At 41.2% G+C, this 22857-nt stretch carries 19 protein-coding genes; 2 read left to right on the top strand and 17 right to left on the bottom strand.

Features of this window, described 5'->3' with window-relative positions; all coding sequences use genetic code 11:
- Window positions 1-23: 23 nt before the first annotated feature.
- The 4 genes from AB5Z52_RS01690 to recX form a co-directional block, all read right to left on the bottom strand.
- On the bottom strand, window positions 24-3074 hold the full coding sequence (locus AB5Z52_RS01690) for an SrtB-anchored collagen-binding adhesin (RefSeq protein WP_195954554.1): 3051 nt from the start codon (window positions 3072-3074) through the stop codon (window positions 24-26).
- Between the two features lie 360 nt (window positions 3075-3434).
- Window positions 3435-3968 carry a DUF402 domain-containing protein gene (locus AB5Z52_RS01685; protein ID WP_003126316.1) on the bottom strand — a complete coding sequence of 178 codons (534 nt, stop codon included), beginning with the start codon at window positions 3966-3968 and terminating at the stop codon, window positions 3435-3437.
- Between the two features lie 93 nt (window positions 3969-4061).
- Complete coding sequence (gene mutY / locus AB5Z52_RS01680; RefSeq protein ID WP_021149874.1) at window positions 4062-5207, bottom strand: A/G-specific adenine glycosylase; 1146 nt, start codon at window positions 5205-5207, stop codon at window positions 4062-4064.
- Window positions 5200-5994 carry a recombination regulator RecX gene (recX, locus tag AB5Z52_RS01675; protein WP_005471227.1) on the bottom strand — a complete coding sequence of 265 codons (795 nt, stop codon included), beginning with the start codon at window positions 5992-5994 and terminating at the stop codon, window positions 5200-5202. The genes mutY and recX overlap by 8 nt, the downstream gene beginning before the upstream one ends.
- 115 nt (window positions 5995-6109) lie before the next feature.
- Between recX and rlmD the strand changes: the two genes are divergently transcribed.
- Window positions 6110-7486, top strand: coding sequence for a 23S rRNA (uracil(1939)-C(5))-methyltransferase RlmD (rlmD, locus tag AB5Z52_RS01670; RefSeq protein ID WP_003126313.1), 1377 nt, complete (start codon window positions 6110-6112; stop codon window positions 7484-7486).
- Between the two features lie 99 nt (window positions 7487-7585).
- Here the strand turns inward: rlmD and glyS are convergent, their stop codons facing one another.
- The 5 genes from glyS to AB5Z52_RS01645 all read right to left on the bottom strand — a co-directional run bounded on the left by glyS (window position 7586) and on the right by AB5Z52_RS01645 (window position 15074).
- Window positions 7586-9658, bottom strand: a complete 2073-nt coding sequence (gene glyS / locus AB5Z52_RS01665; protein WP_368243221.1) for a glycine--tRNA ligase subunit beta — start codon at window positions 9656-9658, stop codon at window positions 7586-7588.
- A 1-nt stretch (window position 9659) separates the two neighbouring features.
- Window positions 9660-10574: a glycine--tRNA ligase subunit alpha gene (gene glyQ / locus AB5Z52_RS01660; RefSeq protein ID WP_147587160.1), complete on the bottom strand. Its 915-nt coding sequence runs from the start codon at window positions 10572-10574 to the stop codon at window positions 9660-9662.
- Between the two features lie 12 nt (window positions 10575-10586).
- Entirely contained in the window at window positions 10587-10826 is a 240-nt protein-coding gene (locus AB5Z52_RS01655; protein ID WP_003126309.1) for a hypothetical protein, read from the bottom strand.
- Between the two features lie 484 nt (window positions 10827-11310).
- The gene (locus tag AB5Z52_RS01650) at window positions 11311-13065 is read right to left on the bottom strand and encodes a beta-galactosidase family protein (protein ID WP_288551482.1); all 1755 of its coding nucleotides are present in this window, start codon (window positions 13063-13065) and stop codon (window positions 11311-11313) included.
- Window positions 13062-15074, bottom strand: a complete 2013-nt coding sequence (locus AB5Z52_RS01645) for a beta-galactosidase (RefSeq protein ID WP_137264521.1) — start codon at window positions 15072-15074, stop codon at window positions 13062-13064. Before AB5Z52_RS01645 ends, AB5Z52_RS01650 begins: the two co-directional genes overlap by 4 nt.
- A 110-nt stretch (window positions 15075-15184) precedes the next feature.
- On the opposite strand from AB5Z52_RS01645, the gene AB5Z52_RS01640 reads away from it, so the two are divergent.
- Window positions 15185-15991 carry an AraC family transcriptional regulator gene (locus tag AB5Z52_RS01640; protein ID WP_003126306.1) on the top strand — a complete coding sequence of 269 codons (807 nt, stop codon included), beginning with the start codon at window positions 15185-15187 and terminating at the stop codon, window positions 15989-15991.
- Here AB5Z52_RS01640 and recO read toward each other — a convergent pair.
- The 8 genes from recO to rpsU all read right to left on the bottom strand — a co-directional run bounded on the left by recO (window position 15982) and on the right by rpsU (window position 22718).
- Window positions 15982-16758: a DNA repair protein RecO gene (recO, locus tag AB5Z52_RS01635; protein WP_041119729.1), complete on the bottom strand. Its 777-nt coding sequence runs from the start codon at window positions 16756-16758 to the stop codon at window positions 15982-15984. The genes AB5Z52_RS01640 and recO overlap by 10 nt on opposite strands.
- A 115-nt stretch (window positions 16759-16873) precedes the next feature.
- Window positions 16874-17773 carry a GTPase Era gene (gene era / locus AB5Z52_RS01630; RefSeq protein ID WP_003126304.1) on the bottom strand — a complete coding sequence of 300 codons (900 nt, stop codon included), beginning with the start codon at window positions 17771-17773 and terminating at the stop codon, window positions 16874-16876.
- A 27-nt stretch (window positions 17774-17800) separates the two neighbouring features.
- Entirely contained in the window at window positions 17801-18190 is a 390-nt protein-coding gene (locus AB5Z52_RS01625; protein ID WP_288551484.1) for a diacylglycerol kinase family protein, read from the bottom strand.
- Window positions 18174-18650 carry an rRNA maturation RNase YbeY gene (gene ybeY, locus AB5Z52_RS01620; RefSeq protein ID WP_003126301.1) on the bottom strand — a complete coding sequence of 159 codons (477 nt, stop codon included), beginning with the start codon at window positions 18648-18650 and terminating at the stop codon, window positions 18174-18176. The genes AB5Z52_RS01625 and ybeY overlap by 17 nt, the downstream gene beginning before the upstream one ends.
- Window positions 18650-20851: an HD family phosphohydrolase gene (locus AB5Z52_RS01615; RefSeq protein ID WP_005471208.1), complete on the bottom strand. Its 2202-nt coding sequence runs from the start codon at window positions 20849-20851 to the stop codon at window positions 18650-18652. The genes ybeY and AB5Z52_RS01615 overlap by 1 nt, the downstream gene beginning before the upstream one ends.
- A gap of 21 nt (window positions 20852-20872) precedes the next feature.
- The gene (locus AB5Z52_RS01610; RefSeq protein WP_003126299.1) at window positions 20873-21847 is read right to left on the bottom strand and encodes a PhoH family protein; all 975 of its coding nucleotides are present in this window, start codon (window positions 21845-21847) and stop codon (window positions 20873-20875) included.
- A gap of 211 nt (window positions 21848-22058) precedes the next feature.
- Complete coding sequence (locus AB5Z52_RS01605; protein WP_003126298.1) at window positions 22059-22508, bottom strand: GatB/YqeY domain-containing protein; 450 nt, start codon at window positions 22506-22508, stop codon at window positions 22059-22061.
- Window positions 22509-22541: 33 nt separating this feature from the next.
- On the bottom strand, window positions 22542-22718 hold the full coding sequence (gene rpsU / locus AB5Z52_RS01600) for a 30S ribosomal protein S21 (protein ID WP_002356740.1): 177 nt from the start codon (window positions 22716-22718) through the stop codon (window positions 22542-22544).
- Window positions 22719-22857: the final 139 nt, after the last annotated feature.

Raw genomic sequence — 22857 nt, 5'->3', positions numbered from 1 at the left:
TCTTTTCTCATACCGTTACCGCCTTATGATTTCTTCATTTTACGGCGTTTGCAGAAGAAGATACCTGCCAGTCCAGCACCAGAAGTCAAAAGAAGTGCAAGCAGTCCGTAAAGGTTTGTGCTATCGCCAGTTTTTGGACTGTCTGTTTTATGCGGTGTATCTGGTGTCTGTGGTGTTTCGGGTTTCTTTGGTTCTTCTGGGACTTTGGTTTTTTCCTTAAAGGTAATCGTCTGTCCCTTATCCTCAATATCCTTATGCTCGGTAACTTTCTTCGGCTCGTCTGGATTGCTTAAATCGTACAATTCTTCAAAAGTTACAAGCTGTTTGCCGTCAAGAGAAGTAGCGTCAAAGGTAAAGGCAACTTCCACTTTCATAGTTTCGCTGTCAGCAGTAAAAGTGTAATCACTTTTCACACGTTTTCCATTGATAAGAAGTTCTGCATTTTCTTCTTTCAACATCTGCCAGCCCACAAGTTTGTACTGTGTACCGACTTCTAAGCCCTCTAAGATTACGGTATCAATGATTGTAACGTCTTTTCCAGCTTCAAGCTCTTTGTTGCCGTCCTTATCCGTAGCAGTCGTATGAATTTTGACGATACGCTCTGTGATAAGTACCGTCTGTCCGTCGTCCTCAATGTCTTTATGTTCCGCAACTTTTACGGGTTCGTCTGGATTGCTTAAATCATACAATTCTTCAAAGGTAACAAGGTTTTTGCCACCTAAAGCAGACGCATTAAATGTATAGGAAATTTCCACTTTCATTTCTTCATCATCAGCGACAAAGGTATAATCATTTTCCACACGTTTTCCATTGATAAGAAGTTCTACATTTTCTTCTTTTAACATCTGCCAGCCTTTTAACTGATACTTTGTGCCTTTTGTAAGTCCGTCTAATTTGACAGTATCAACAATCGTAATCTCTTTTCCTGCAAGGATAGTCTTTTCGCCGTCTTTGCTGGTCGCTGTGGTATGGATAGAGATTTCTTTTTCGTATTCATCAGTCAGCGTTCCTAAATCAATCACAAGGTTATTTCTTGATACCACGATTTCAAAAGGTGGGATAAGTTCAAAACCTTTGTTACTATCAGAGCGTAATTCTTCAATGATATAGGTATCATAAGGTAACGCACCTTTGCTGTCATCTGGTTCAGAAGTTCCAAACCACACACCGTCCTCGCTGGTCTTTCCTGCGTTTGTATTGTGCTTATGAGAAGCCCATTCAGCAGAAGTGGAGAATTGCCCGTTATCATCAGTTACCACGACATGATTTTCGCCCGTCATCTTGCTTGTGATCCTAAAGGGAACATTAGCAAGACGCTTGTGTGTACCTACACCGATTTTTACACCCTCAATATCTCCACGCTTAATCTGATTATAGATAGAATGAGCTTCGTCGGTTAAGTCCACGATTTTTCCATTTTCTGTGATTGTAAAATCAATCGGCTTTGCACCGTCAGTTAAGTAACCGTCGGGAGCTTCACTTTCAACGATACGGAATTTTCCATAAGGTAAAAGGTCAGAAGAAGTAGAAGCGACACCCTCAATATCGGTATGGATTGTTTTTACCACTTCATTTTTCTTGTATAATTTGCCCTCAACCAATACCGCATTATCATTTAAGGAAATGATGTCAAAAGCAGTATCTTTCAAGGTAGCACTTCCTTGTGGCTTTGTATCGCCCGTTTCTAAATCTCGTTTCTGAATTTTCACACCACCACGGATAACCTTGTCTGATACAGAAAACTGGTTACTTCCAGTAAGTACGGCAAGGTCGCCGTCCTCTGTAATCTGTGTTACATATAAGCCTTTTATCTGTTCGGACTTATCGCCAGCCTGCATATATGCACCGTCTAACAAGTAGCCGTTTGGAGCTTTCGTTTCCTCAACGGTTAGCGTTCCAAGTGGAAGAACCGCCTTGCCGTCCTGCATATAGAAGCTATCGCCAGATACCTTGTATGCGTCCGCTAATTTTGCGATGTAGTGAGTTGTCCCGTCGCTGTCTGTTTCAGCGATTGTCTTTGTAACCCATGTACGAGTAGCTTCGGCAGGGAGATTGTCTTTATTATAGAAGCCTGCATAATACTTCCATGTAAATTCCGCACCTGCTAAAGAAGCGTTCCCTTGCGGATTGTCTTTCTGTGTTTCCATATCAATCTTGAAAAGCTCAATCAAAGTGTCCGTTACTTTTGGCGTATCTGATACTTTCAAAATTGCTGTCTTTCCAACTTCAACCTTTAAGGAATATATGGTTTTATCTACTTTATATCCTGCTGGTGCGGATAACTCCTTGATATAAACTGTGCCAGCCTTTACCTCTACAACATCTGTATTTCCGTTTTCATCAGTCGTAAGGGTGGCAAGCTGTTTCGTACAGTCCTTATCAGAAAAGACACCATAGGTTGCACCTGCAATAGAGTAATTCCCGTTACCGTCGGTAATGCTGGTATTACTGGAAGTCTTTTGCAGTTTTGCATTTCCGACATTCAGCTTCGCCCAGAATTGTCCCAATTCCTGCCCCTCGCCAGAGTAGATATAACCGCCACATTCATAGCGTCCTTTATTTTCTTTGATAAAGGCTTTTGCACCAGAGAAAACTTCGTCCTGTGTTGCCTTTGGAATTTCATCATAAGAAGCTCGCACGTTATCACATTGCCAGCCAAAATGTACGCTCAATCTCTGCCAGACTACACATTGTTCCAACAGATAGACTTGTTTGTAGTTCAGTTCCTTGTGAGCTTCGCCATACTGTTTGACATACTCTAAGGATAACGCCACATCTGAAATCTGGTCAGCACTCATGCGTGAGCTTGCGTCAGCTCTGGTCTTGTAACCGTTCTTAAAGTTTGTGTTAATGTCGATACAATAGGCAGTTTCGCCCTCGACTTTCATATAGCCCTCATTGAATGTCGAACCGATAGAACCGTCATTCATTACTTTTTCAATGATACCGACACGCTCTGCACTTTCCGTCCAGTATTGCTTACTTTCTGCATGGACGGGTGTAGTCGGTAAAGCAGTAACGACAGTTGCAAGAGCTAAGAAGCCCGTACACAATCGTTTTAACATCTTTTTCATAAATCTAATGCTCCTTTCATTTTGGGTAATAAAATAGCCGTCCAATAAGAACGGCTGGAAATAGAAAAGGAACGTCATGTTAGGCGTTCCATAGTCTATGAGTTATTCAATTTTTTCTTATTTTAATACTGATGTGCTGTACCATATCTTTGCATATCTAGGAAAACTTGCGTATCAAGGCTCATTCGTTAGTAGTAAATAAGTAGTAAATTGATGTATTTGTTTTCTTGAAAATGCTGATAGATACTGTGTTTTAGCGGATAATCAGATTTTTATTGTGTTTTTGATACAAAAAGACTCGACTTCGAATTAAAGTCGAGTCTTTTGCACATTGAAGTGACCCTTTACGGCTACTCCTTGCTATTTCTGAGACAACTGCTTGTAGCGATCATACCAAATGTCCACATACCCCTCAGAAAATGGTCCTTTGCCATTATTGATCCAATCTACTAAAATTTTGACATTTTCTTTTAAAATAAAATCAATGTCCTGCGGATAATGCATGATCTTGCTATGAAGCTCATATTCATCCACATCTAGTAAACGTTTCTCACCATCAGGAAATACTTTGATATCAAGGTCATAATCAATATATTTCAAGGCCTCTTCATCAAGCAAATACGGTGAAGCGAGATTACAATAATAGGAAACCCCCTTTTCTCGGATCATTGCGATTACATTAAACCAGTATTTTTTATGAAAATATACAATAGCTGGCTCACGGGTAACCCAGCGTCTTCCATCCGATTCAGTCACCAATGTATGATCATTGACACCAATCATTGAGAATTCGCTCGTCTTTAAGACCATAGTATCCCGCCACGTTCGATGCAAATTGCCGTCATGTTTGTAGCTTTGGATGCTGACAAACTCTCCTTCTTTTGGAACTCGCATAGCAACCCTTCCCTCAGCAAGAAAACTTGCGTTTTGTTTGGGTGTTCATTACACCGATATCGTAAATATTATAGCAATAAAACAACCCTTTGCCTAGAAATGTTTATCGACTTTATGATTTTTCTTCAATTGTTCGACTAATTTCAACTGAGGTTTGGGAAAGACATACTGTTCAAATTCTTCTGGCGCAGCCCATTGACTGTGTTCTAAAGAGAATTCCGACGGTGTGCGTCCATAAAAAAGCAGTATGTGCCATTTCAAATGACTAAAGATGTGAGTAACCTCACCAAGATGTCTTTTTTGCCAAACGACGGGAAATTCAGGGAAAATCGGAGCTGGTTCTTCTGCAACTGCATCCAATGTTAACTGTTGGTCTTGCCAATAAGCCAATAATTGCATATAGGTCGCCTGATCCACTTCCAAAAGCGGAAAATGCCACATTTTGGCTAACAAGCCAGTTTCTGGTCGCTGCACCAATAAAAAGCGGCCATCTTCTTCAATAGCTCCAGCAATGTAATACATATCTTTTGGCTTCGCTTTTTTTGATTTTACGGGAAAGTCGGTTTGTGTTCCCTGCTGATAGGCTAGACAATATTCTTGCAGTGGACATTCCTCGCATAATGGCGAAGTCGGCGTACAAATACTTGAACCAAGATCCATCAAAGCTTGATTGAATTCTCCTGGCTCATCGTGAGAAATGATTGTACGCATTGCTTTATCAAAGACTCCGCGAGAACTTGCTTTAGCTATATCTGCCTCAATACAAAACAAACGACTCACTACACGCATCACATTGCCATCAATTGCAGGTTCCGGCAATCCAAAAGCGATACTGCCGATCGCCCCGGCAGTGTAAGGACCAATCCCCTTTAACGAACGAATATCAGTGATGGTCTGTGGCATCTCTCCATCGAACTCTGCCATGATTTGTTGAGCGGCAGCTTTTAAATTGCGTGCACGAGAGTAATAACCTAATCCTTCCCAAGCCTTCAAAAGCTTCTGCTCTTCTGCACCAGCTAAATCTTTGATGGTTGGAAATTGTTCCATAAAGCGGTAATAATAGCCAATGACGGTGTCCACTCTTGTTTGCTGGAGCATGATCTCCGAGATCCAGATTGCATAGGGATCGTTGGTTGCTCTCCAGGGGAGATTCCTTTTTTCATCATGGTACCAATTCAAAAACTTGTCTTGGAAAGAACGAATGTCCTCTTTTGACCACTTTTCCCACTGTTTATTCATCCATAACTTCCTCATCTAAAAATTGTTGGATCGCATCCAGAGCGAAACCTTTTTGGTAAAGACCTTGTTTGATTTTCATTTTTCTTTTATTCAAAGGCAACCGCTGATGTCTTCGCAAAAGTCGTTGACCCTCTTTTTGCAAAGCTGCGTTTTCCTCTTCGTCGCCTCTATCTGTAGGCAGTTCATCTAAAATTAATTGGATAACTGGTTGTCTAAACCCTTTTTGCATTAGGTGCAGCGATAGTTTCTGCATCATCTCTTTGTGACTTTTCCCTTGGAACCGACGCAATGCTTTTTCGGCAGTATGATAGCCGACATCAAATTGCTTTTCTTCTGTATATAACGGCATCACTTCTTGAATCACTTCTTCAGACAGCCCTTTTTGTTTTAGTTGCTGACTGATGACTGATGGCCCTTTGTCTCCTAAACGGATTTGTGTCCGCAAGTAGCTTTCTCCGTAGGTACGGTCATCAAGTAAATTTAGTTCTTTCAATCGCTGCACGACCAAATGGCGATCCTCTAAATTGATTTCTTTGTCTTTTAGATAGGTACGAACTTCTTTTTCGGAACGTAGTTGGTAGCTAATGTAATTCATTGCTTGCTGCAGCCCAATATCAAAACCGGAGCTTTTTTTGATTTCGGTCAACTCTTCTTCCGTCACTTCTTTTCCTTTTAGAAGACGGAAACGAACCAGAAGATCCTCAGAAACCCGCAAAGATTCTCCATTGGAGCAGTCTACTTCGTAAAAGGGACCTTTTCCCTTACTGATACGAATGATCGTTATCATTTTCTTCACCTCACGAACGTATATTCTAGTTTATCACAAAAAAGGGGAAATTCCTTCAAAAGAGCTATAAAAAGTATGGTAAAATAGAGAGACTATTTATCGATAAGGAGCAATCATGGCAAACGTACAACTTAAAAACGGTCAAAAACTACAACTGACGATCAAACGTTTAGGAATCAACGGAGAAGGAATCGGCTATTATAAAAAATTGATCGTCTTTGTCCCGCGAGTTCTTCCGGGAGAAGAAGTGATTGCAGAAGTGACCAAAGCAACTCCGAGGTTTGCAGAAGCGAGAATGACCAAAATCATCAAGAAAAGCAGCGACCGTATTCTCCCCCCCTGCAAATTTTATGATCGTTGTGGGGGCTGTCAATTACAGCATCTTGTTTATGAAAAGCAGCTAGACTTTAAGAAAGACTTATTAAAACAAGCATTAACCAAATTTAAGCCCAAAGGTTATCAGAAGTATATCTTAAAAGATACGATTGGCATGGAAGAACCATGGCACTATCGCAACAAAGCGCAATTTCAGTTGCGATATGATACAAAATCAAAACGAATCGAAGCTGGTCTTTACGAAATGGATTCTCATCGTTTAGTGGCGATCGATGATTGTCTCGTTCAAGAAAAAGCAACCCAAGATGTGATCAATGGCCTTGTGCAGTTACTGAACAAGTATCAACTCCCAATCTATGATGAAAGAAAAAACAGCGGCATCCTGAGGACTTTGATGGTTAGAGTGGGCAGAGCGACCGGCGAAGTACAAGTCGTTTTTATCACGAACTCTAGCAAACTGCCACAGAAAAATGCGTTGATTCGAGAAATCAATCAACGCATGCCTCAAGTAGTTTCGATCATGCAAAATGTCCAAAGCAAGAAGACCTCGGTGATCATGGGGGATGAAACTTTACATCTCTGGGGAAAAGAAGCGATTGAAGAACGATTGCAGGAATTAACATTCGACCTTTCACCTCGTGCATTCTTCCAACTGAATCCGCAACAAACTAGTATACTTTATGACGAAGCAATCAAAGCACTGGCATTGACAAAAAATGAAACCGTCGTTGATGCCTATTGTGGTGTTGGAACGATTGGACTAAGCCTCGCAAAACATGCAAAGGAAGTCCGTGGGATGGACATCATTCCGCAAGCAATCGAAAATGCCAAAGAAAATGCCCGCCGAATCCAAGCAAATAATACGCATTATGAAACAGGAACTGCCGAAGACTTACTCCCTAAATGGTTTGCTGCTGGTTTTAGACCCGACAGTATTGTGGTTGATCCCCCTCGAACTGGATTAGATGACCACCTGTTGCAAGCGTTAGTTGCTCAGCCCCCAAAGAAAATGGTTTATATCTCTTGTAATGTTTCAACATTAGCCCGTGATTTGGTCAAATTAGCGTCTGTCTTCAAGATTGAGTATTTACAGTCTGTTGACATGTTTCCTCAAACTGCTCGTTGTGAAGTTGTCGTTAAATTGACGCGTATATAAAAAGCCTAGCCATCTTCAAGTAAATGAAGATGGCTAGGCTTTTTTAGGAATTCAGCTAGTATCCAAACACACATTGTTGGACACTAGCTGGATCAAATCTTATTTTGTGACTAAAGCATCAAGGCTGGCTACTGCCAAACTCATTTTGGCGATCTTATCCAATAATGCAAAACGATTGCGACGTATTGCCTCGTCATCTACCATGACCATTGTCTGATCAAAATAAGCTTCGATTAATGGTCTCAATGAAACTAGGCTTTGATAGTTTTGTTCCATCGTTTGTTGCGGGAACTTATCTTCAATGGCGACCACTGCCTCATAAAGCGTATTTTCTGATTCGTTCTCAAACAATTCAGGATTGATTTGTTTGTGTTCAAGATCTGCCTTTTTCGCAAGATTAATGACCCTTGTCAAAGCTTCCATCGAAGGTTTGAAATCAGAATCATTCAAATGTGCTCTCAACATTTGAGCAGCTTCAAACAAAAGACTGATATCGCCTTGACGAGAGTTGATCACTGCTTCGATCACATCATGACGAATGTTTTTCGTTGCTAAGAATTGACGCAGACGTCCGTCAACAAAATCAATGACTTGCTCTTGTCCTTCGTTCAATTGAATGCCATAGACTGATGGCTGTTCATTGATTGCTGTGCGGATTTTTTCCTGTAAACGGGCTAACGGGAAGTACCAACGTTTCTCAGCAATAATCCGAATGATGCCATAAGTTTGTCGGCGCAATGCGTATGGATCGTTCGATCCGCTTGGAATCATGCCCACTGCAAAGAATGACAGTAAACTGTCTAACTTATCAGCAATTGCTAAAATTGCTCCAACGCTTGATTCAGGTAACGCACCTTCAGCAGAGACAGGCATATAATGTTCACGGATCGCTTGTGCCACTTGCGGTGTTTCTCCTTGCAAGAGAGCATACTTTTCACCCATGACTCCTTGTAATTCCGGAAACTCACCGACCATATTCGTTACTAAATCAAACTTATAGATTTCTGATGCACGTTTCAATTCTGTTCTTTCATCTTCAGACAATTCGACGGTTTCTCCAATGATTTGAGCAATAACAGCTACCCGTTGTATTTTTTCATATAAGCTACCGATTTTTTCGTGGAAAGTGACTTGTTTTAGTTTCTCCACACATTGATCGATGGTAAGTTTCTTATCCTCATTGTAAAAGAATTCCGCGTCTTCTAGACGCGCTGTCAATACTTTCTGATTTCCTTTGACTACATTATCGATTTTTACCCGATCGCCGTTTCTTGCTGAAATGAAATGGGACAACAAAACACCTTCTGGGGTGCGCACATCAAAATACCGCTGATGTTCTTTCATCGAAGTGACTAAGACTTCTTCTGGAACTGAAAGATATTTTTCATCAAAGTCACCGACAAAAGCAGTCGGATATTCTACCAAGTTGTTCACTTCTTCTAAAAGATCTTCATCAAGATCGATCCGCCAGTTGTTTTCTTTAGCAATTGCGTCAATTTGGTCTACGATCAATTGCTGTCTTTTGGATGGATCAGCGATCACGAATTGGCGTTCCATTTGACTCAAATAGTCATCGGCAGTTTCAAAGGTGACTTCTTCTCCAAGGAAACGATGGCCACGGGATTTCCGATCTGTTACTACGTCAAGGACTGTAAATGGTACGACTTCAGCGCCAAACAATGCTACGATCCAGTGGATTGGCCGGATATACTCAAAATCGAAATTTGCCCAGTGCATTGTTACTGGGAACACCAAACTAGTAATGACCTCTTTCAAACCAGTTAAAACTTCAAGCGCTGGTTTACCTTGAATATGCTTGGTGACATAGACATACTCCACACCATTTAATTCTTTGAAGGTAATTGCATCTGTGGTCAATCCTTGTCCACGAACGAACCCTTGGGCTGCTTTTGACCAATTGCCATCGGCATCGATTGCAATTTTTTTGGCAGGTCCTTTCACTTCTTCTTGCGTATCAGCTTGACTTTCCGGAATCCCAGTCACATATACAGCTAAACGTCGAGGTGTAGAATAAGCTTCGATCGAACTGAATTGCAGTGCATGAGCTGTCAAAAACTCCGCCGTTTTTTGTTGTAGCTGTTTCATGCTTGGCGTGACAACATGTGCTGGCATTTCTTCTAAACCGATTTCTAATAATAGGTTTTGTGCCATTTTATTTCCCTCCCGCAATCAATTTTTCCGCTTCTTCTGGTGCTAATAATGGATAACCTAGTTTTTCCCGTTCAGCGACAAATAACTTGGCAACTTGTCGTGCTAAATTACGGATACGAGCCAAATATCCAGCACGTTCAGTTACCGAAACAGCTCCTCGAGCGTCTAACAGGTTAAATGTATGACTGCATTTCAAAATATAGTCATATGCAGGATGAACGAGGTTTTCATCGATACAGCGTTTTGCCTCTGCCTCAAAGCGGCCAAAATTGCTTAACAATAACTCTTGATCGCTGACTTCAAAGGAATATTTTGAATGTTCAAATTCAGGCTGACGGAAAATCTCGCCGTATTTGACCCCTGTCGACCATTCCAGATCATAGACACTTTCAACTTCTTGGATATAAGATGCTAAACGTTCTAGTCCATAGGTGATCTCTGAAGTAACGGGTTTGCAGGCCAATCCTCCAACTTGTTGGAAGTAAGTAAACTGAGTGATCTCCATGCCGTCTAGCCAAACTTCCCAACCCAGACCAGCACAACCCATAGAAGGATTTTCCCAGTTGTCTTCTACAAAGCGAATATCATGTTCTAGCGGATCGATCCCTAGCAAACGCAGACTTTCAAGGTATAATTCTTGAATATTTTCTGGAGAGGGCTTCATCACCACTTGAAATTGATGGTGCTGATACAAACGGTTGGGATTTTCTCCATAACGGCCGTCAGCCGGTCGGCGAGACGGCTCCACATAGGCGGCGTTCCAAGGCTCCGGTCCAATTGCACGTAAAAAAGTATACGGACTCATGGTTCCTGCTCCTTTTTCGGTATCATACGCCTGCATTAGCATACAGCCGTTATCAGACCAGAACTTCTGTAAAGTCAAGATCATTTCTTGAACGGTTAATTTACTCATTATTTTCTTCCTTTCTTACAACGCATTGACTACTGGATAAAATTCAACAACATGACCTGGAATCAATTTTACTTCAACAACATGGTCATCCGTCAAAACATCTGACAAATCATACAACATTTGGTCCGGTTTTGTTGTTAACTCTTTGACTAGTTGATCATCTTGCTTGACTAAGATTTGCAATGGAATACTTGCTAACACTTTTAATTTTTTTTCTTTGAATTCTGATGCAGCAATCGTCATATCAAATGGCATGAGAGTCCCCTCCTTTTCTAAGTCATTGATTCTACCGCAAAGGTTGAGTTTTTCATGAAATAGGACACAGGTACTACGTTCTCCCTGCGAGCCTACTGTTTCACATCTGCTCGTCTCTTCTGTGTTACTCCTGCAGTCACTTCTACCAGCAGGGTTCGCTAACAAGGACTTGTATGTCCTGTTTTACAGGTCGATCACAGTGATTCGAGCAATGGTGAACCACACCAAAAAATCCCTATACCTATACTTGCGCATAGATATAGGGACGATATTCTCGCGGTTCCACCCTACTTCCGATTACTCGGCAGCTTCATTGAGTCATACTCCCGGATGCCTGCGAAAAAAGGATTCAACTTGGCTTTCACTATCCCAAGCTCGCTGGATGACTCTGGCTTCTTTCTTTTTTCCGATCAACGTATTTATTTGATTATCCTTATCATAGTAGCTGTATAGGGACTTTGTCAATCAAAAAATATAAAAGCAATTAATTAGGGCCTAAGTCCGGCTGATCGTGAAAGATGATCATATCTGATACCCGACCGTCACTTTCAAAAATCACAGCCTCGTTGTTTCCTTCTCGTAAATAAGGAGCTGGAATATATAACCGTCTTTGCGGTCCTCTCTCCCAGAAACGACCAATATTATGCCCATTGATCACAATAAATCCTTTGTCCCAGCCCGGCAGTTCTACAAATGTATCTGCGCATTCATCCACTTGAAAGCTCACTTTGGAGAAACTCGGTTGTCCCGTTTGCCAGTGACCGGAAAAATCTACTTGATCAAGATTATCCATCGGTAGACTGTATATTTCCCATTCACTTTGAAACGCACCGTTGACGATCACTCCGTCTTTGATACCTTTGTATTGATGATTCATTTGGACGGAGTAATTGACCCGTCCCATGTTCTCAACCAAGATCCCTAACTCATTTGACTCCTCCGTCAGTGTGAGAGTCTTCTTTTGTCCGATTTCCTGATCATATTGAATAAATTGCAGCTGATTATTAATAAACGTATGGGCTCGATCCTGACAATGGATCAGTCGATAGTCTTCGATCACACGCGATTTGCCAATTTGCGAACGATAATAGACATAGCCAGTAGCTTGATCTAACAGTTCCATCGTTAAAGGATAATTGTGCTTGACTGGTTGACTGATGCTAGCTAGTGTCTCAAAGAGAGAAACTCGCTGACTAACTTTCCAGCTACCATAAGCCCGTTTGGTGATTTTTGTAGTCAAAGGAAAGGATGGGATTTCGGTAATTTCACCTATGACTTGTTGAAATGCTTCATACTTAGGTGTCACATCGCCCCATTCCGATAACAACGCATCATAGTCATAGCTAGTAACGTCTGGTGATAATTTCTCATAATAGTTGGCACCATTCATAAAGCCGAAGTTCGTGCCACCATGGAACATATAAATATTGACGGAGCCAGCTTCTAAGCAGTCCCGCAATTCATTAGCAGCGTCGGTTACCGATGTGGTATGGTGCTTGTCATCTCCCCATGCATCAAACCAGCCTATCCAAAATTCCATGACCATCAATGGCTGCTTCTTCCCATGGAATTCTTGAAGTTTTCTAAAATTCTCCTGAATGTCTGATCCACAGTTGATGGTTGGCAGTGCGATGTCCTTGATCGAACCGTTCTCTAACATATCCAGCCAAGGACCATCTGACGTAAATAAGGGCACGTCAATGCCATTGTGACGCATTAGTTCAGCAGACTTTCGCAAATAACTTTTGTCATTTCCATAACTGCCATATTCATTTTCAACTTGCATCATCAAAATTGGTCCTTCTTGAGTGATCTGTAAATCACTCACTTGAGAAAAAAGCTGTGTAAAGTATCGAGCGATCTTTTCCATAAACGGTGGATAGTCAAAGCGAATCTTCATGAAGGGATCTTTTAACAGCCAATAAGGAAGGCCCCCGAATTCCCATTCCGCACAAATATAAGGTGCTGGACGAAGGATCACATACAGCCCTACCTCCTGTGCAAGCTGAATAAAGCGCCGCAAATCAAGATTATCGCTAAAGTCAAACTTTCCTTCCTGCGGTTCATGCATATTCCAAGGCACATACGTTTCGACTGTATTACAACCCATCAAACGTAATTTTTCTAAGCGATCCCGCCAATATGCAGGCACAACTCGAAAATAGTGTATCGAGCCAGAAATAATTTTCATGGGCTGATCATTTAAATAAAATTCGTCTTTGATTACAAAAGCAGTCATTCGCTTCTTCCTTCCTTGATTACATATACACTGTATTGATTTGCAACGGAGTCTTCAGTCAAATGCTTACCGGACAGTAGGTCCTTCTTTCCTACAAATTGTGCCGGCACCTTTTGCGCTTGCTTCTGAAAATTGATGATAAAATAGTAAACCACTTCTTCCGTACGACGACAGCTGATTTCTAGATTTGTTTCTCCTTCAATCACAGCAGTTAGATTTGCGCTATTGGTTGCCTCATCCAAGATCGTATCTAAAAGATCTTTTTCAAGTTGAGTCCCAATATAATAAACGACACCTTGACCAAATCGATTTTTGGTCACTGCTGGTGAACCGGCATAGAAGTTACTCGTATAGTCCGCTACAGATTCAGCGGTCTCCAAATGGATGATCTCACTGACTAAGTTACTTTCTCCCTGTCTTCCCCCCTTTAATTGGATAACGTTCGTCTGCTCTGGTGCTAATGCATCAATCTCTTCTATCCAGATTCCTGCTAGCTCTCTTAAAGGCCCAGGGTAGCCGCCTAGATGGACATTGTCTGACTGGTCAACAATGCCACTCATATACGTTGTGATCAAGGTGCCTCCTTGTTCCACAAAGGATTCAAGAGCTTCTTTCACACCTGCTTTTACCATGTACAAAACCGGTGCTACCAGCACTTGGTACTTGCTGAAATCTGCATCAACTGACACCAAATCTGTTGCGATATTCTTTTCATAAAAGTAACGATAATATTGATGGATTTGTTGCACATAAGTCAAATCAACTGTTGGTCCGCTCGTATATTCCAATGCCCAATAATTATCCCAATCAAATAGAATACCAACTTCAGCCTTTGTTTCACTACCCAAAACTTCGTTCAGTCGGCTCAATTCTTCTCCTAATGCTGCAGTTTCTTTAAATACACGGGTGTTCTCATGCCCAACATGTTCTATCACCGCACCATGAAACTTCTCACAAGCACCAATGGAGCGGCGAAGTTGGAAAAACTGGATTGTATCTGCTCCATGAGCGATCGTCTGATAGCTTTGCGCGCGCATTTGGCCAGGTTTTTTCAATGAATTATATGGTTGCCAGTTTTGTTGGGATGGTGTTTGTTCCATCAACATAAACGGCGCTTGCTTCAATCCCCGCATCAAATCATGAGTCATTGCAACGAAACTCCATGGTGTATTATACGAAGGATAGTTGTCCCAAGAAACAATATCCATTTCTTTTGCCCATTTGAAGTAATCGAGTCCTTTAAAAGTTCCCATCAAATTCGTGGTAATCGGTGTTTGACTATCGAATTGACGAATAGCGTCCCGTTCTAACTTAAAGTTTTCTAAAAGACTGTCAGAATTGAAACGACGATAATCGATAGAAATTCCTGCAAATGCGGTTTTGTCATGACCGATTCCTTCAGAAAGAGCATTCGGCAGAACGATTTCGTCCCATTCATAAACAGTATGCCCCCAAAATTCCAGATTCCACGCTTTATTCAATGCCTCAAGGGTTTGATACTTATCTTTTAGCCAGACCCGAAAAGCTTTCTCACAGTTTTCGCAATAACACTCACCTCCATATTCATTATTGATATGCCAACAAGTGACTTGCGGGTTACCACCATAGCGTTGTGCCAATTTCCCAGCTAATCGTTGTGCATATTTTTGGTAGACTAAGCTGTTAGGACACGCATTGTGCCGCTGTCCAAATTTATGGTGCCGCCCTTCATAGTCAGTTCGAGCCACTTCTGGATAGCGCTTGAACATCCATGCTGGCAACGCCGCTGTTGAAGTCGCTAATACAATGTCGTAGCCTTCTTCACTCAACATATCAATCATCTCATCCAACTCATTAAAGTAATAATTGTGCTCTGAAGGTTGGATTTTTGCCCAAGAAAAGACATTGATAGTCGCACTATTGATGTGTGCATTTCTAAAAATTCGCATATCTTCTTGCCAGATTTCTTGCGGCCACTGATTAGGGTTATAATCGCCACCGAATAAAAACCGTTCAAAAACTTTTTTCATGTTTGACGCTCCTTTTTCTCATTGATAATTATTATTGTAAGGCTTTTCAAAAAGTTGTAGTATAATAGGATTGTCATGATTCTATAATATTTCGAAACAAGGAGAATTCAATGTCTATCTATTTCTATCAGAACAACCCTCGGCTCCCTGTCAGTATCGAGAGCATTGGGAATCATTGGGCACAAGATGAAGTGGTTCGCCCCACTGGTTATCCATATTATCACTGGTTGCAAACTACCGCTGGCCAAGGGACCGTCCTTTTTAACGATCAATCCTTTGTGTTAACTCCTGGGGCTGGCATTTTGATTTTGCCATTCATCCCTCATCGTTACCATCCTCATAGAGACTGGCAGACAAACTTTGTTACGCTGCAAGGAGATTTAGTACAGGAACTGTTGAAACCTTTTGGCGGAAAGCGCTACTTGATGGGGCAAGATAGCCCTTTATTTTCTTACAGTGAGTGGATCAATCAACGAATCAGCGACGATCAAGAAAAAATATTAGACCCATTGCGCTCTTCCAGCAGTTGCTATCACTTTCTTTTGGCATTGATCCAACAACAAAATGCTGACGCAAATGAAAAGCATCATTTGTACCAACGCTACATTGCGCCTGTACTACTAGAAATCGAAACCAATTATGCTCATCCATTGACCGTCGCTGAACTTGCGGAAAAAATTTTTGTAACTCCGCAGTATTTGTCGCGTCTCTTTCAGCGCTTTTTGGGGCAGTCAACCTCCCAATTTTTGCTGAATTATCGCCTGAATCGTGCCAAAGAATTATTGGTAGGCGAGCCTCATCTGGATATCCAAGATGTCGCTTTCTTGGTAGGAATCCCAGATGCAAGTCATTTCACTGCTCTTTTCAAAAAAAAAGTTGGCGCTACTCCAAAGAAGTTTCGCCAACTTTATCGTTGATCTTTGGGTTTCAGGATATCTTGCCACTGTCCCATTTGATCAATAAATTTTTTGCTTTTCAAATGTAAGCCAACATATTCATCATACAATAAATCAATTACCTGACGAATGGCTTGCTTCGTTTCTGGTTTTAACTTGATCGATGCGATTTGTTCATAAGAGATTTGTGCAAACAAACGAATAAAATGGATTGCCCTTGGATCACCGTGATAACGATGGTCATCTAAGGCCCAATGCTTTTCGCATATGACGCCATTGTATTTCGAGGAGTAATCAAAGCGGCCTTCTGTTTGTCCGCAGACCGCACAGTGGGTCCATATCGGTGAGACCCCAAAACGCTGCAGCAACTGAATCTCAAAAATATTAGTGATGATCTCTGCATCATTATCAGTATCCATCAACTGCAAAGCTTCATGTAAGAAATGATAGAGATTTGGATCGTACACGCGGTCATCGATCGCAGAGTCAGCCAGATTCAATAGATACGTAGCATAGCCTGCAAGAAAAATATCACCTTGGATTTTGCGAAAAGAATGGATATCTTTGGCATTATTCAAGAATGACAAGCCCTCAGAACGAATATTTCCAATATAGGTCGCTTCAGTGTACGAAAGCAAAGCTGGCGTTAAAGGATTATTCTTGCGGTGGGCACCTTTTACATAGAACATTTGCTTTCCAGCCGATTCAGTGAATATTTTGACCAGTTTATCATTTTCTTTATGGTCCCTAGTAAATAACAAGATCCCTTTTGTTTCAACTAAATTCATGAACAACGCTCCTTTCTAAACCAGAAAGCTGAAGCAGCTCAATCCCCTTCGCTTGCTCCAGCTTTCTTTGTCTTTTCTCTCATCAAACTTCTTAGCTGATCTTGTTTAGAGAAGATCAGTAATCATCGTTCCGATAACCGTAGTCTGTCAGGAAGGTTTGTTTGTCTCGCCAGTCTTTTTGAACTTTGACCCATAATTCCAAGTAAACTTTATCGTCTAACAAATGCTCGATATCTAATCGTGCTTTTGTTCCGATTTGTTTCAGCATTTTGCCGCCTTTCCCAATAATGATTCCTTTTTGGCTATCCCGTTCAACGACGATCGTTGCTTGAATATGAATTTTATCATTTTCATCCCGTTTCATCGAGTCAACCACCACAGCGACTGAGTGAGGCACTTCGTCTCTAGTCAGTAACAGCACTTTTTCCCGCACTAATTCCGAAACGATGAAATATTCTGGATGGTCTGTGATTTGATCCTCAGGAAAATATTGGGGACCTTCCGGCATTTGATCAATGACTAATCTCATCAATGTCTCAAAATTATTTCCTTCCGTTGCCGAAATCGGCACGATCTCCGCAAACGTCATTTGAGCCGCATAATCTTCGATAATAGCTAAAAGTTCGTCTGGATGTACTTTATCGATTTTATTGATGACTAGAAAGACCGGCGTCTCGTTTTTCCGCAGCCGCTCGATAATGAAGTCATCGCCCTTCCCCCGTTTTTGATCGGCACTGATCATAAATAAGGTCACATCGACTTCACGAAGTGCACTATAAGCAGTTTCCACCATGAAATCTCCTAAGCGATGTTTTGGCTTATGGATTCCAGGTGTATCGATAAAAACGATTTGTGCATCTGGTGTTGTGTAAACCCCTTGGATTTTATTTCGGGTCGTTTGTGCTTTGTCGCTCATGATAGCGATTTTTTGACCTACTACGCGATTAAGTAATGTGGATTTACCAACGTTGGGCCGGCCAACAATGGCAGCAAAGCCTGATTTATGTGTTGTCATAGGTGATCTCCTCTGTGTATTATCTTTCTAAAAGAACGCTAAAATTTTTGGTATAAAAATGATTGCCGCAACGATCAATGCAAAGAATGCTGTCATCAGGACTGCTCCTGCCGCCATGTCTTTGATTTTTTTGCCAATGGGATGGAAGTGAAAATCGGTAAACATATCAACGACATTTTCAAAGACTGTGTTGACGATTTCCACGATCCAAACCAAAAATACCGACAACAACAACCAGAGCCATTCCATTTGATTTAATCTAAAGACAAATCCCACAATGATTGCAACGATGCCTAACAAGACATGTTTGCGCATATTGCGCTCTTCGTCAAAGACGGTCTTGATTCCTGTAAAGGCAAATTCAATGGATGTGATAAATTGTTTGTTTTTTTCTGTATTCTTATCTTTTGAGTCCATAGGCATCCAATATTTCCTTTTGCAGACCGAACATTTCTTTCTCATCTTCTGGTGTCATATGATCATAACCATTGATATGCAAAAATCCATGCAGCGCTAAAAAGCCCAATTCCCGATCATAGCTGTGTCCATACTCACTAGCTTGCTCTTTTGCCCGCTCGACTGAAATCATGATATCCCCAAGATTTCTCGGCATAGCTGGCATTTCATCATCAAAGATGATCGGCAACTCTTCTTCCGTTTCTTCTTCCAAAGCAAAACTGATGACATCCGTCGGTTGATCTTTATCACGATAGTCCCGATTGATGACTTGGATAGCGGCATTGTCCATGAAGGTGACAGACATTTCCGTATCCTCAGGCAGCTTCAAATAGTCTGCCGCATACTGCAGCAGTTCATCAATTTCATTGATTTTCTCTTGACTCACTGTATTTGTTTCATCTAAAAAAGCAATCTCCATTACCGATCTCTTCTTTCTTGTTCTTCTTTCATTTTTTCCGCTTCGGACTTCATTTTCGGATATTTGATCCGTGAATGGAATGTACTACACAATCCATTGACTAAGGACTTTTCAATGATACGAATTTCATGCAATGTCAGTCCGGACTCATCTAATTGTCCATCAAGAATCCGATCATTGATCAAATTCGAAACAAATTCCTTGATTTTCTGATCTGTGGGATTATCCATTGCCCGCACAGCAGCTTCACAACTATCCGCGATACTAACGACCCCTGCTTCTCTTGTTTGTGGTTTTGGTCCAGGATAGCGAAAATCGGCTTCTGTCACTTCTGGATTACGTTCTTTCGCTTTGACATAGAAATAACGCATCAAGGTTGTTCCATGGTGCTGGCGACAAATATCCACCACCATCTGAGGCATTTTCTCATTTTCTAAAAGAACCGCTCCATCGATCACATGTCCGAAAATGATCTGCTTGCTGTCTTCCGGAAGCAAAAAGTTATGGGGATTTTCAGCCCCTGCGGGTAAATTCTCAACAAAGAAATTCGCATGCTTTAATTTACCAATATCATGATAGTAACAAGCGACCCGTGTCAGTAAACTTTGTCCGCCGATCTCTGCTACAGCATTAGCACTCAAATTGGCGACCATCATACTATGATGATAGGTTCCTGGTGCTTCTTCCAGTAATTGTTTAAGTAACGGGTGATTTGGATTACTTAGTTCGTTCAGAACGATCATGCTATTGTCTGAGACCAATAACTCAATGTATTGATGCAAACCAATCGTTAGTAGATAGCTAAGTAATGAACCCGCTAAGGCACAAATGATCGTCGTCCAGGTATTGCCTCTCGCGAAATCCATCCCTTGGAAAATCACTAACATGACACTTAATAAGAACGGAAAGACGATGACCCACATAATGGCTGTTCGTCCTTGACTGGCGATTCGTTCCCTTCTGATCATCGTTCCCATCAATCCAGAGAACAAATAGGTTACCAAGACAGTAGTCAGCATATTCGTACCGCTGGAATTAAAATAAATGAAAATCGCATTGATTACTTGAAACATCGCAGCTAAAATTCCCAAACGCCGACTTGAGAATATATTCAAGATCAGCGGGGTAAAGGCAGCTGGAAAGAATAACGGAATGAACGCGATGAGTTCAGACTGAAATAGTTGGAAAAACTTCATCAATAAAATACTAAAAATCATCGCAATGACATAAAAGGTCACAGCATTCATCCGTTTGTCTTCGTTTTTTGTCTGCCGTGTGTAATAAAAGAGCATGAGCATCTGTAAAGCAGCAGTAAAAACTAAAGCAATCAACGGAAATACAGAGAAGGTTTGACTCGTCAGACCGAGAAGCTGCAATTTTTCTAATGCATTTGAATCAATCTGCGAGCCTTCCCGGACAATGATCTCACCTTGATAGATCATAACAGGCTGAACAGCGTCTTTGGCAGCCTGCCGAGCTTCTTCCGTTCGTTTCTCATTAGGAAAATCGTTGACAACGATCCCTTGATTGACTAAAAAGCGTAATGCTGTTGCCATTTCAGAAGTTACATCCAAAAACTGGATCTTTTCTTCGGCTTCTGATCGAAAAGTACTCAATTCAGATTGGCGGATCTGTTTAGCCATTTGTTCATCAACAAGCTGCAGCGCATAATCTCTTACCGTGTTCAGCTGATCACTATTCAATGAAAACAATGTCGACAAAAAATTATTGGTCAGCGCTTGATAAAAATCAAGTTCATCATCACTCATTTTTTCAAATTCTTTTTTTAAAGTGGCGATATACTCTTCTGTATCCGGTTTAGGAACATTTTCATTTTCACCAGCAGCTTTGACCGCAGCTTCATATTTCGTATTGACAGTCTTGTTGACTGTATCAATCAATTCAAACAAATGATTGATCCGTTCATGTTGAACTTGTGCCAAATCGTCTTGATACGTGTATTCAGGCGAGACGGCTTCAGCGGCTAGCGTACGTTTTTGTTCAGTAGCAGTTGTGTTTTCAATCGTTTTGTTGGCTCGGATATTTTCTTCCGCAACCTGCCCCTCGCTATAGTCGACATTGTTTTGTTTTACACTGGAAAACATGATCCCAATAGATAAAACAAAAAAGAGCACCATAAGCAGCGGCAGGTAAAAGCGGCCTAATTTTTCTCGAAAATTCCGTAACGGTTGTATGATCATTTTACCCCTCCTGTCCGACAATCAACGTTGTTCTTTACTATCGGATTCCTCATAGGCACGTATAATGTCTGCAACGACTGGATGACGAACGACATCTCCTGCTTCAAAGTGCGCAAACGCAATTTTAGGAATTGCTTCTAACGCTCGTTGCGCATGAATCAGTCCGCTCGTTGTTCCTTTTGGTAAATCAATTTGACTTGTATCGCCATTAACGATCATTTTTGAATTAAATCCTAGGCGGGTCAAAAACATTTTCATTTGGGCAATAGTGGTATTCTGTGCCTCATCAAGAATCACAAAAGCATCTTCCAAAGTCCGCCCCCTCATATAGGCTAGCGGAGCAATCTCGATCACGCCGCGTTCCATCAAACGATTGGTATGATCCATACCAAAGATTTGATAAAGGGCATCATAAACGGGACGCAAATAGGGATCGACTTTTTCTTTCAGATCACCTGGTAAAAAGCCAAGATTTTCACCTGCTTCAACAGCGGGTCGCGTCAAGATGATTTTTTGAACTTGTCCTTTCTTCAATGCCGCAATGGCCATGACAACGGCAAGAAACGTCTTTCCGGTTCCTGCTGGTCCAACGCCAAAAACGACATCATGGGTTCTGATGGCTTCAATATATTTCTTTTGTCCGGCATTTTTTGCGCGGATCGGCTTACCGTTACGATCTTTGATGATTTCTTCTTCATACATATCTGTGAAATAATCTAAGTTTCCTTTATTTGCCATGTTCAATGCCGTAATAACATCTGGCGTACTGATATTGATCCCTCGTTTGATCAACTCTTGCAACGCATGGATCACGGATTGGGCTTTTTCAGCGGCTGTCTTTTCACCAATGATTTGGATCATTTCTCCGCGGGTATGAATCGTTGTTTGTGTAGCATCTTCGATGACTTTGATATGTTTGTCATGGGAACCCAACAACAAACTAATATCATCATTTTGAGTCAGTTGGATTTCCAAAGAAATACGCTCTTCTGTCAAATAAGTTACAGCTCCTTTTTTAGGCATTCTAGTTTATAATACCACACAATCGCTAAAAGCAAAATTACTTGTAAGCTTCAAGAAGCGTTTTGGCAGCGTTCTTTGCAATTTATTAAAAGTTTGTTTTTCGATCATTGATTCTACTTAAAAATACTCACTAAGAAAGAACAAAAAAGCCGTAAGCATCCAATAAGATGCTTACGGCGTGTCCTTACATTTGCCCTAATAATTCTTTGACGATCGCATTGACTTGGTTGCCGTCTGCTTTGCCTTTTACTTGAGGCATCACAGCGCCCATCACTTTTCCGAATTCCTTCGGAGAAGAAGCTCCTGTTTTTTCGATCGCACCAGCAACGATTTGGCGAATTTCCGCTTCATCAAGTTGTGCCGGCAAGTATTTTTCAACAATTGCAATTTCACCTTTGACTTTTTCAGCCAGATCGGTACGGTCGGCTTTCTCAAATTCAGTCAGAGAATCACGACGTTGTTTCATTTCACGAGACAACACAGTCAATTCTTCCTCTTCGTTCAAGTCGGCACCTTTTTTGATCTGTTCGTTTTGAATCGATGCTTTCAACATGCGAATCACCTGCAACGTTTCCTTGTCTTTGGCTTTCATCGCTGTTTTCATGTCATCATTCAGTGTACTTAGTAGCGTCACACTACCAGCTCCAATTCTCAAAACAGTAGAAAATTAGAATTTTTTACGTTTTCTAGCTGCTTCAGATTTTTTCTTACGCTTTACACTTGGTTTTTCGTAAAATTCACGTTTACGAGATTCCTGTAAAGTACCCGCTTTTGACACGGAACGTTTGAAGCGACGAAGAGCATCGTCAAGTGATTCGTTTTTGCGAACGACTGTTTTTGACATGTAAATTCCCTCCCTCCGAGCTTAAAAAGTAACCGTATTTGTCATTGAAATAAAATCTCAAAAAACAAGACTGTCCTTTGAAAATTATAGCTAACCCCTGAAAAAGTGTCAAGGTATTCTAGTAAAAAAGTCGATGAAC

This window comes from Enterococcus sp. RTP21361st1_A6_RTP21361_211029, from assembly GCF_040910045.1.
Classification (GTDB): Bacteria; Bacillota; Bacilli; order Lactobacillales; family Enterococcaceae; genus Enterococcus_D; species Enterococcus_D gallinarum.
The sequence above is the reverse complement of the archived record's forward strand: the minus strand, read 5'-3'. Positions and strand labels throughout refer to the sequence as shown.

Bases quoted from the DNA above. Each gene is read 5' to 3' on its own strand.
- AB5Z52_RS01690 (WP_195954554.1), bottom strand. From the start codon at position 3,074: ATGAAAAAGATGTTAAAACGATTGTGTACGGGCTTCTTAGCTCTTGCA.
- AB5Z52_RS01685 (WP_003126316.1), bottom strand. From the start codon at position 3,968: ATGCGAGTTCCAAAAGAAGGAGAGTTTGTCAGCATCCAAAGCTACAAA.
- mutY (WP_021149874.1), bottom strand. From the start codon at position 5,207: ATGAATAAACAGTGGGAAAAGTGGTCAAAAGAGGACATTCGTTCTTTC.
- recX (WP_005471227.1), bottom strand. From the start codon at position 5,994: ATGATAACGATCATTCGTATCAGTAAGGGAAAAGGTCCCTTTTACGAA.
- rlmD (WP_003126313.1), top strand. From the start codon at position 6,110: ATGGCAAACGTACAACTTAAAAACGGTCAAAAACTACAACTGACGATC.
- glyS (WP_368243221.1), bottom strand. From the start codon at position 9,658: ATGGCACAAAACCTATTATTAGAAATCGGTTTAGAAGAAATGCCAGCA.
- AB5Z52_RS01655 (WP_003126309.1), bottom strand. From the start codon at position 10,826: ATGCCATTTGATATGACGATTGCTGCATCAGAATTCAAAGAAAAAAAA.
- AB5Z52_RS01650 (WP_288551482.1), bottom strand. From the start codon at position 13,065: ATGACTGCTTTTGTAATCAAAGACGAATTTTATTTAAATGATCAGCCC.
- AB5Z52_RS01645 (WP_137264521.1), bottom strand. From the start codon at position 15,074: ATGAAAAAAGTTTTTGAACGGTTTTTATTCGGTGGCGATTATAACCCT.
- AB5Z52_RS01640 (WP_003126306.1), top strand. From the start codon at position 15,185: ATGTCTATCTATTTCTATCAGAACAACCCTCGGCTCCCTGTCAGTATC.
- recO (WP_041119729.1), bottom strand. From the start codon at position 16,758: ATGAATTTAGTTGAAACAAAAGGGATCTTGTTATTTACTAGGGACCAT.
- era (WP_003126304.1), bottom strand. From the start codon at position 17,773: ATGACAACACATAAATCAGGCTTTGCTGCCATTGTTGGCCGGCCCAAC.
- AB5Z52_RS01625 (WP_288551484.1), bottom strand. From the start codon at position 18,190: ATGGACTCAAAAGATAAGAATACAGAAAAAAACAAACAATTTATCACA.
- ybeY (WP_003126301.1), bottom strand. From the start codon at position 18,650: ATGGAGATTGCTTTTTTAGATGAAACAAATACAGTGAGTCAAGAGAAA.
- AB5Z52_RS01615 (WP_005471208.1), bottom strand. From the start codon at position 20,851: ATGATCATACAACCGTTACGGAATTTTCGAGAAAAATTAGGCCGCTTT.
- rpsU (WP_002356740.1), bottom strand. From the start codon at position 22,718: ATGTCAAAAACAGTCGTTCGCAAAAACGAATCACTTGACGATGCTCTT.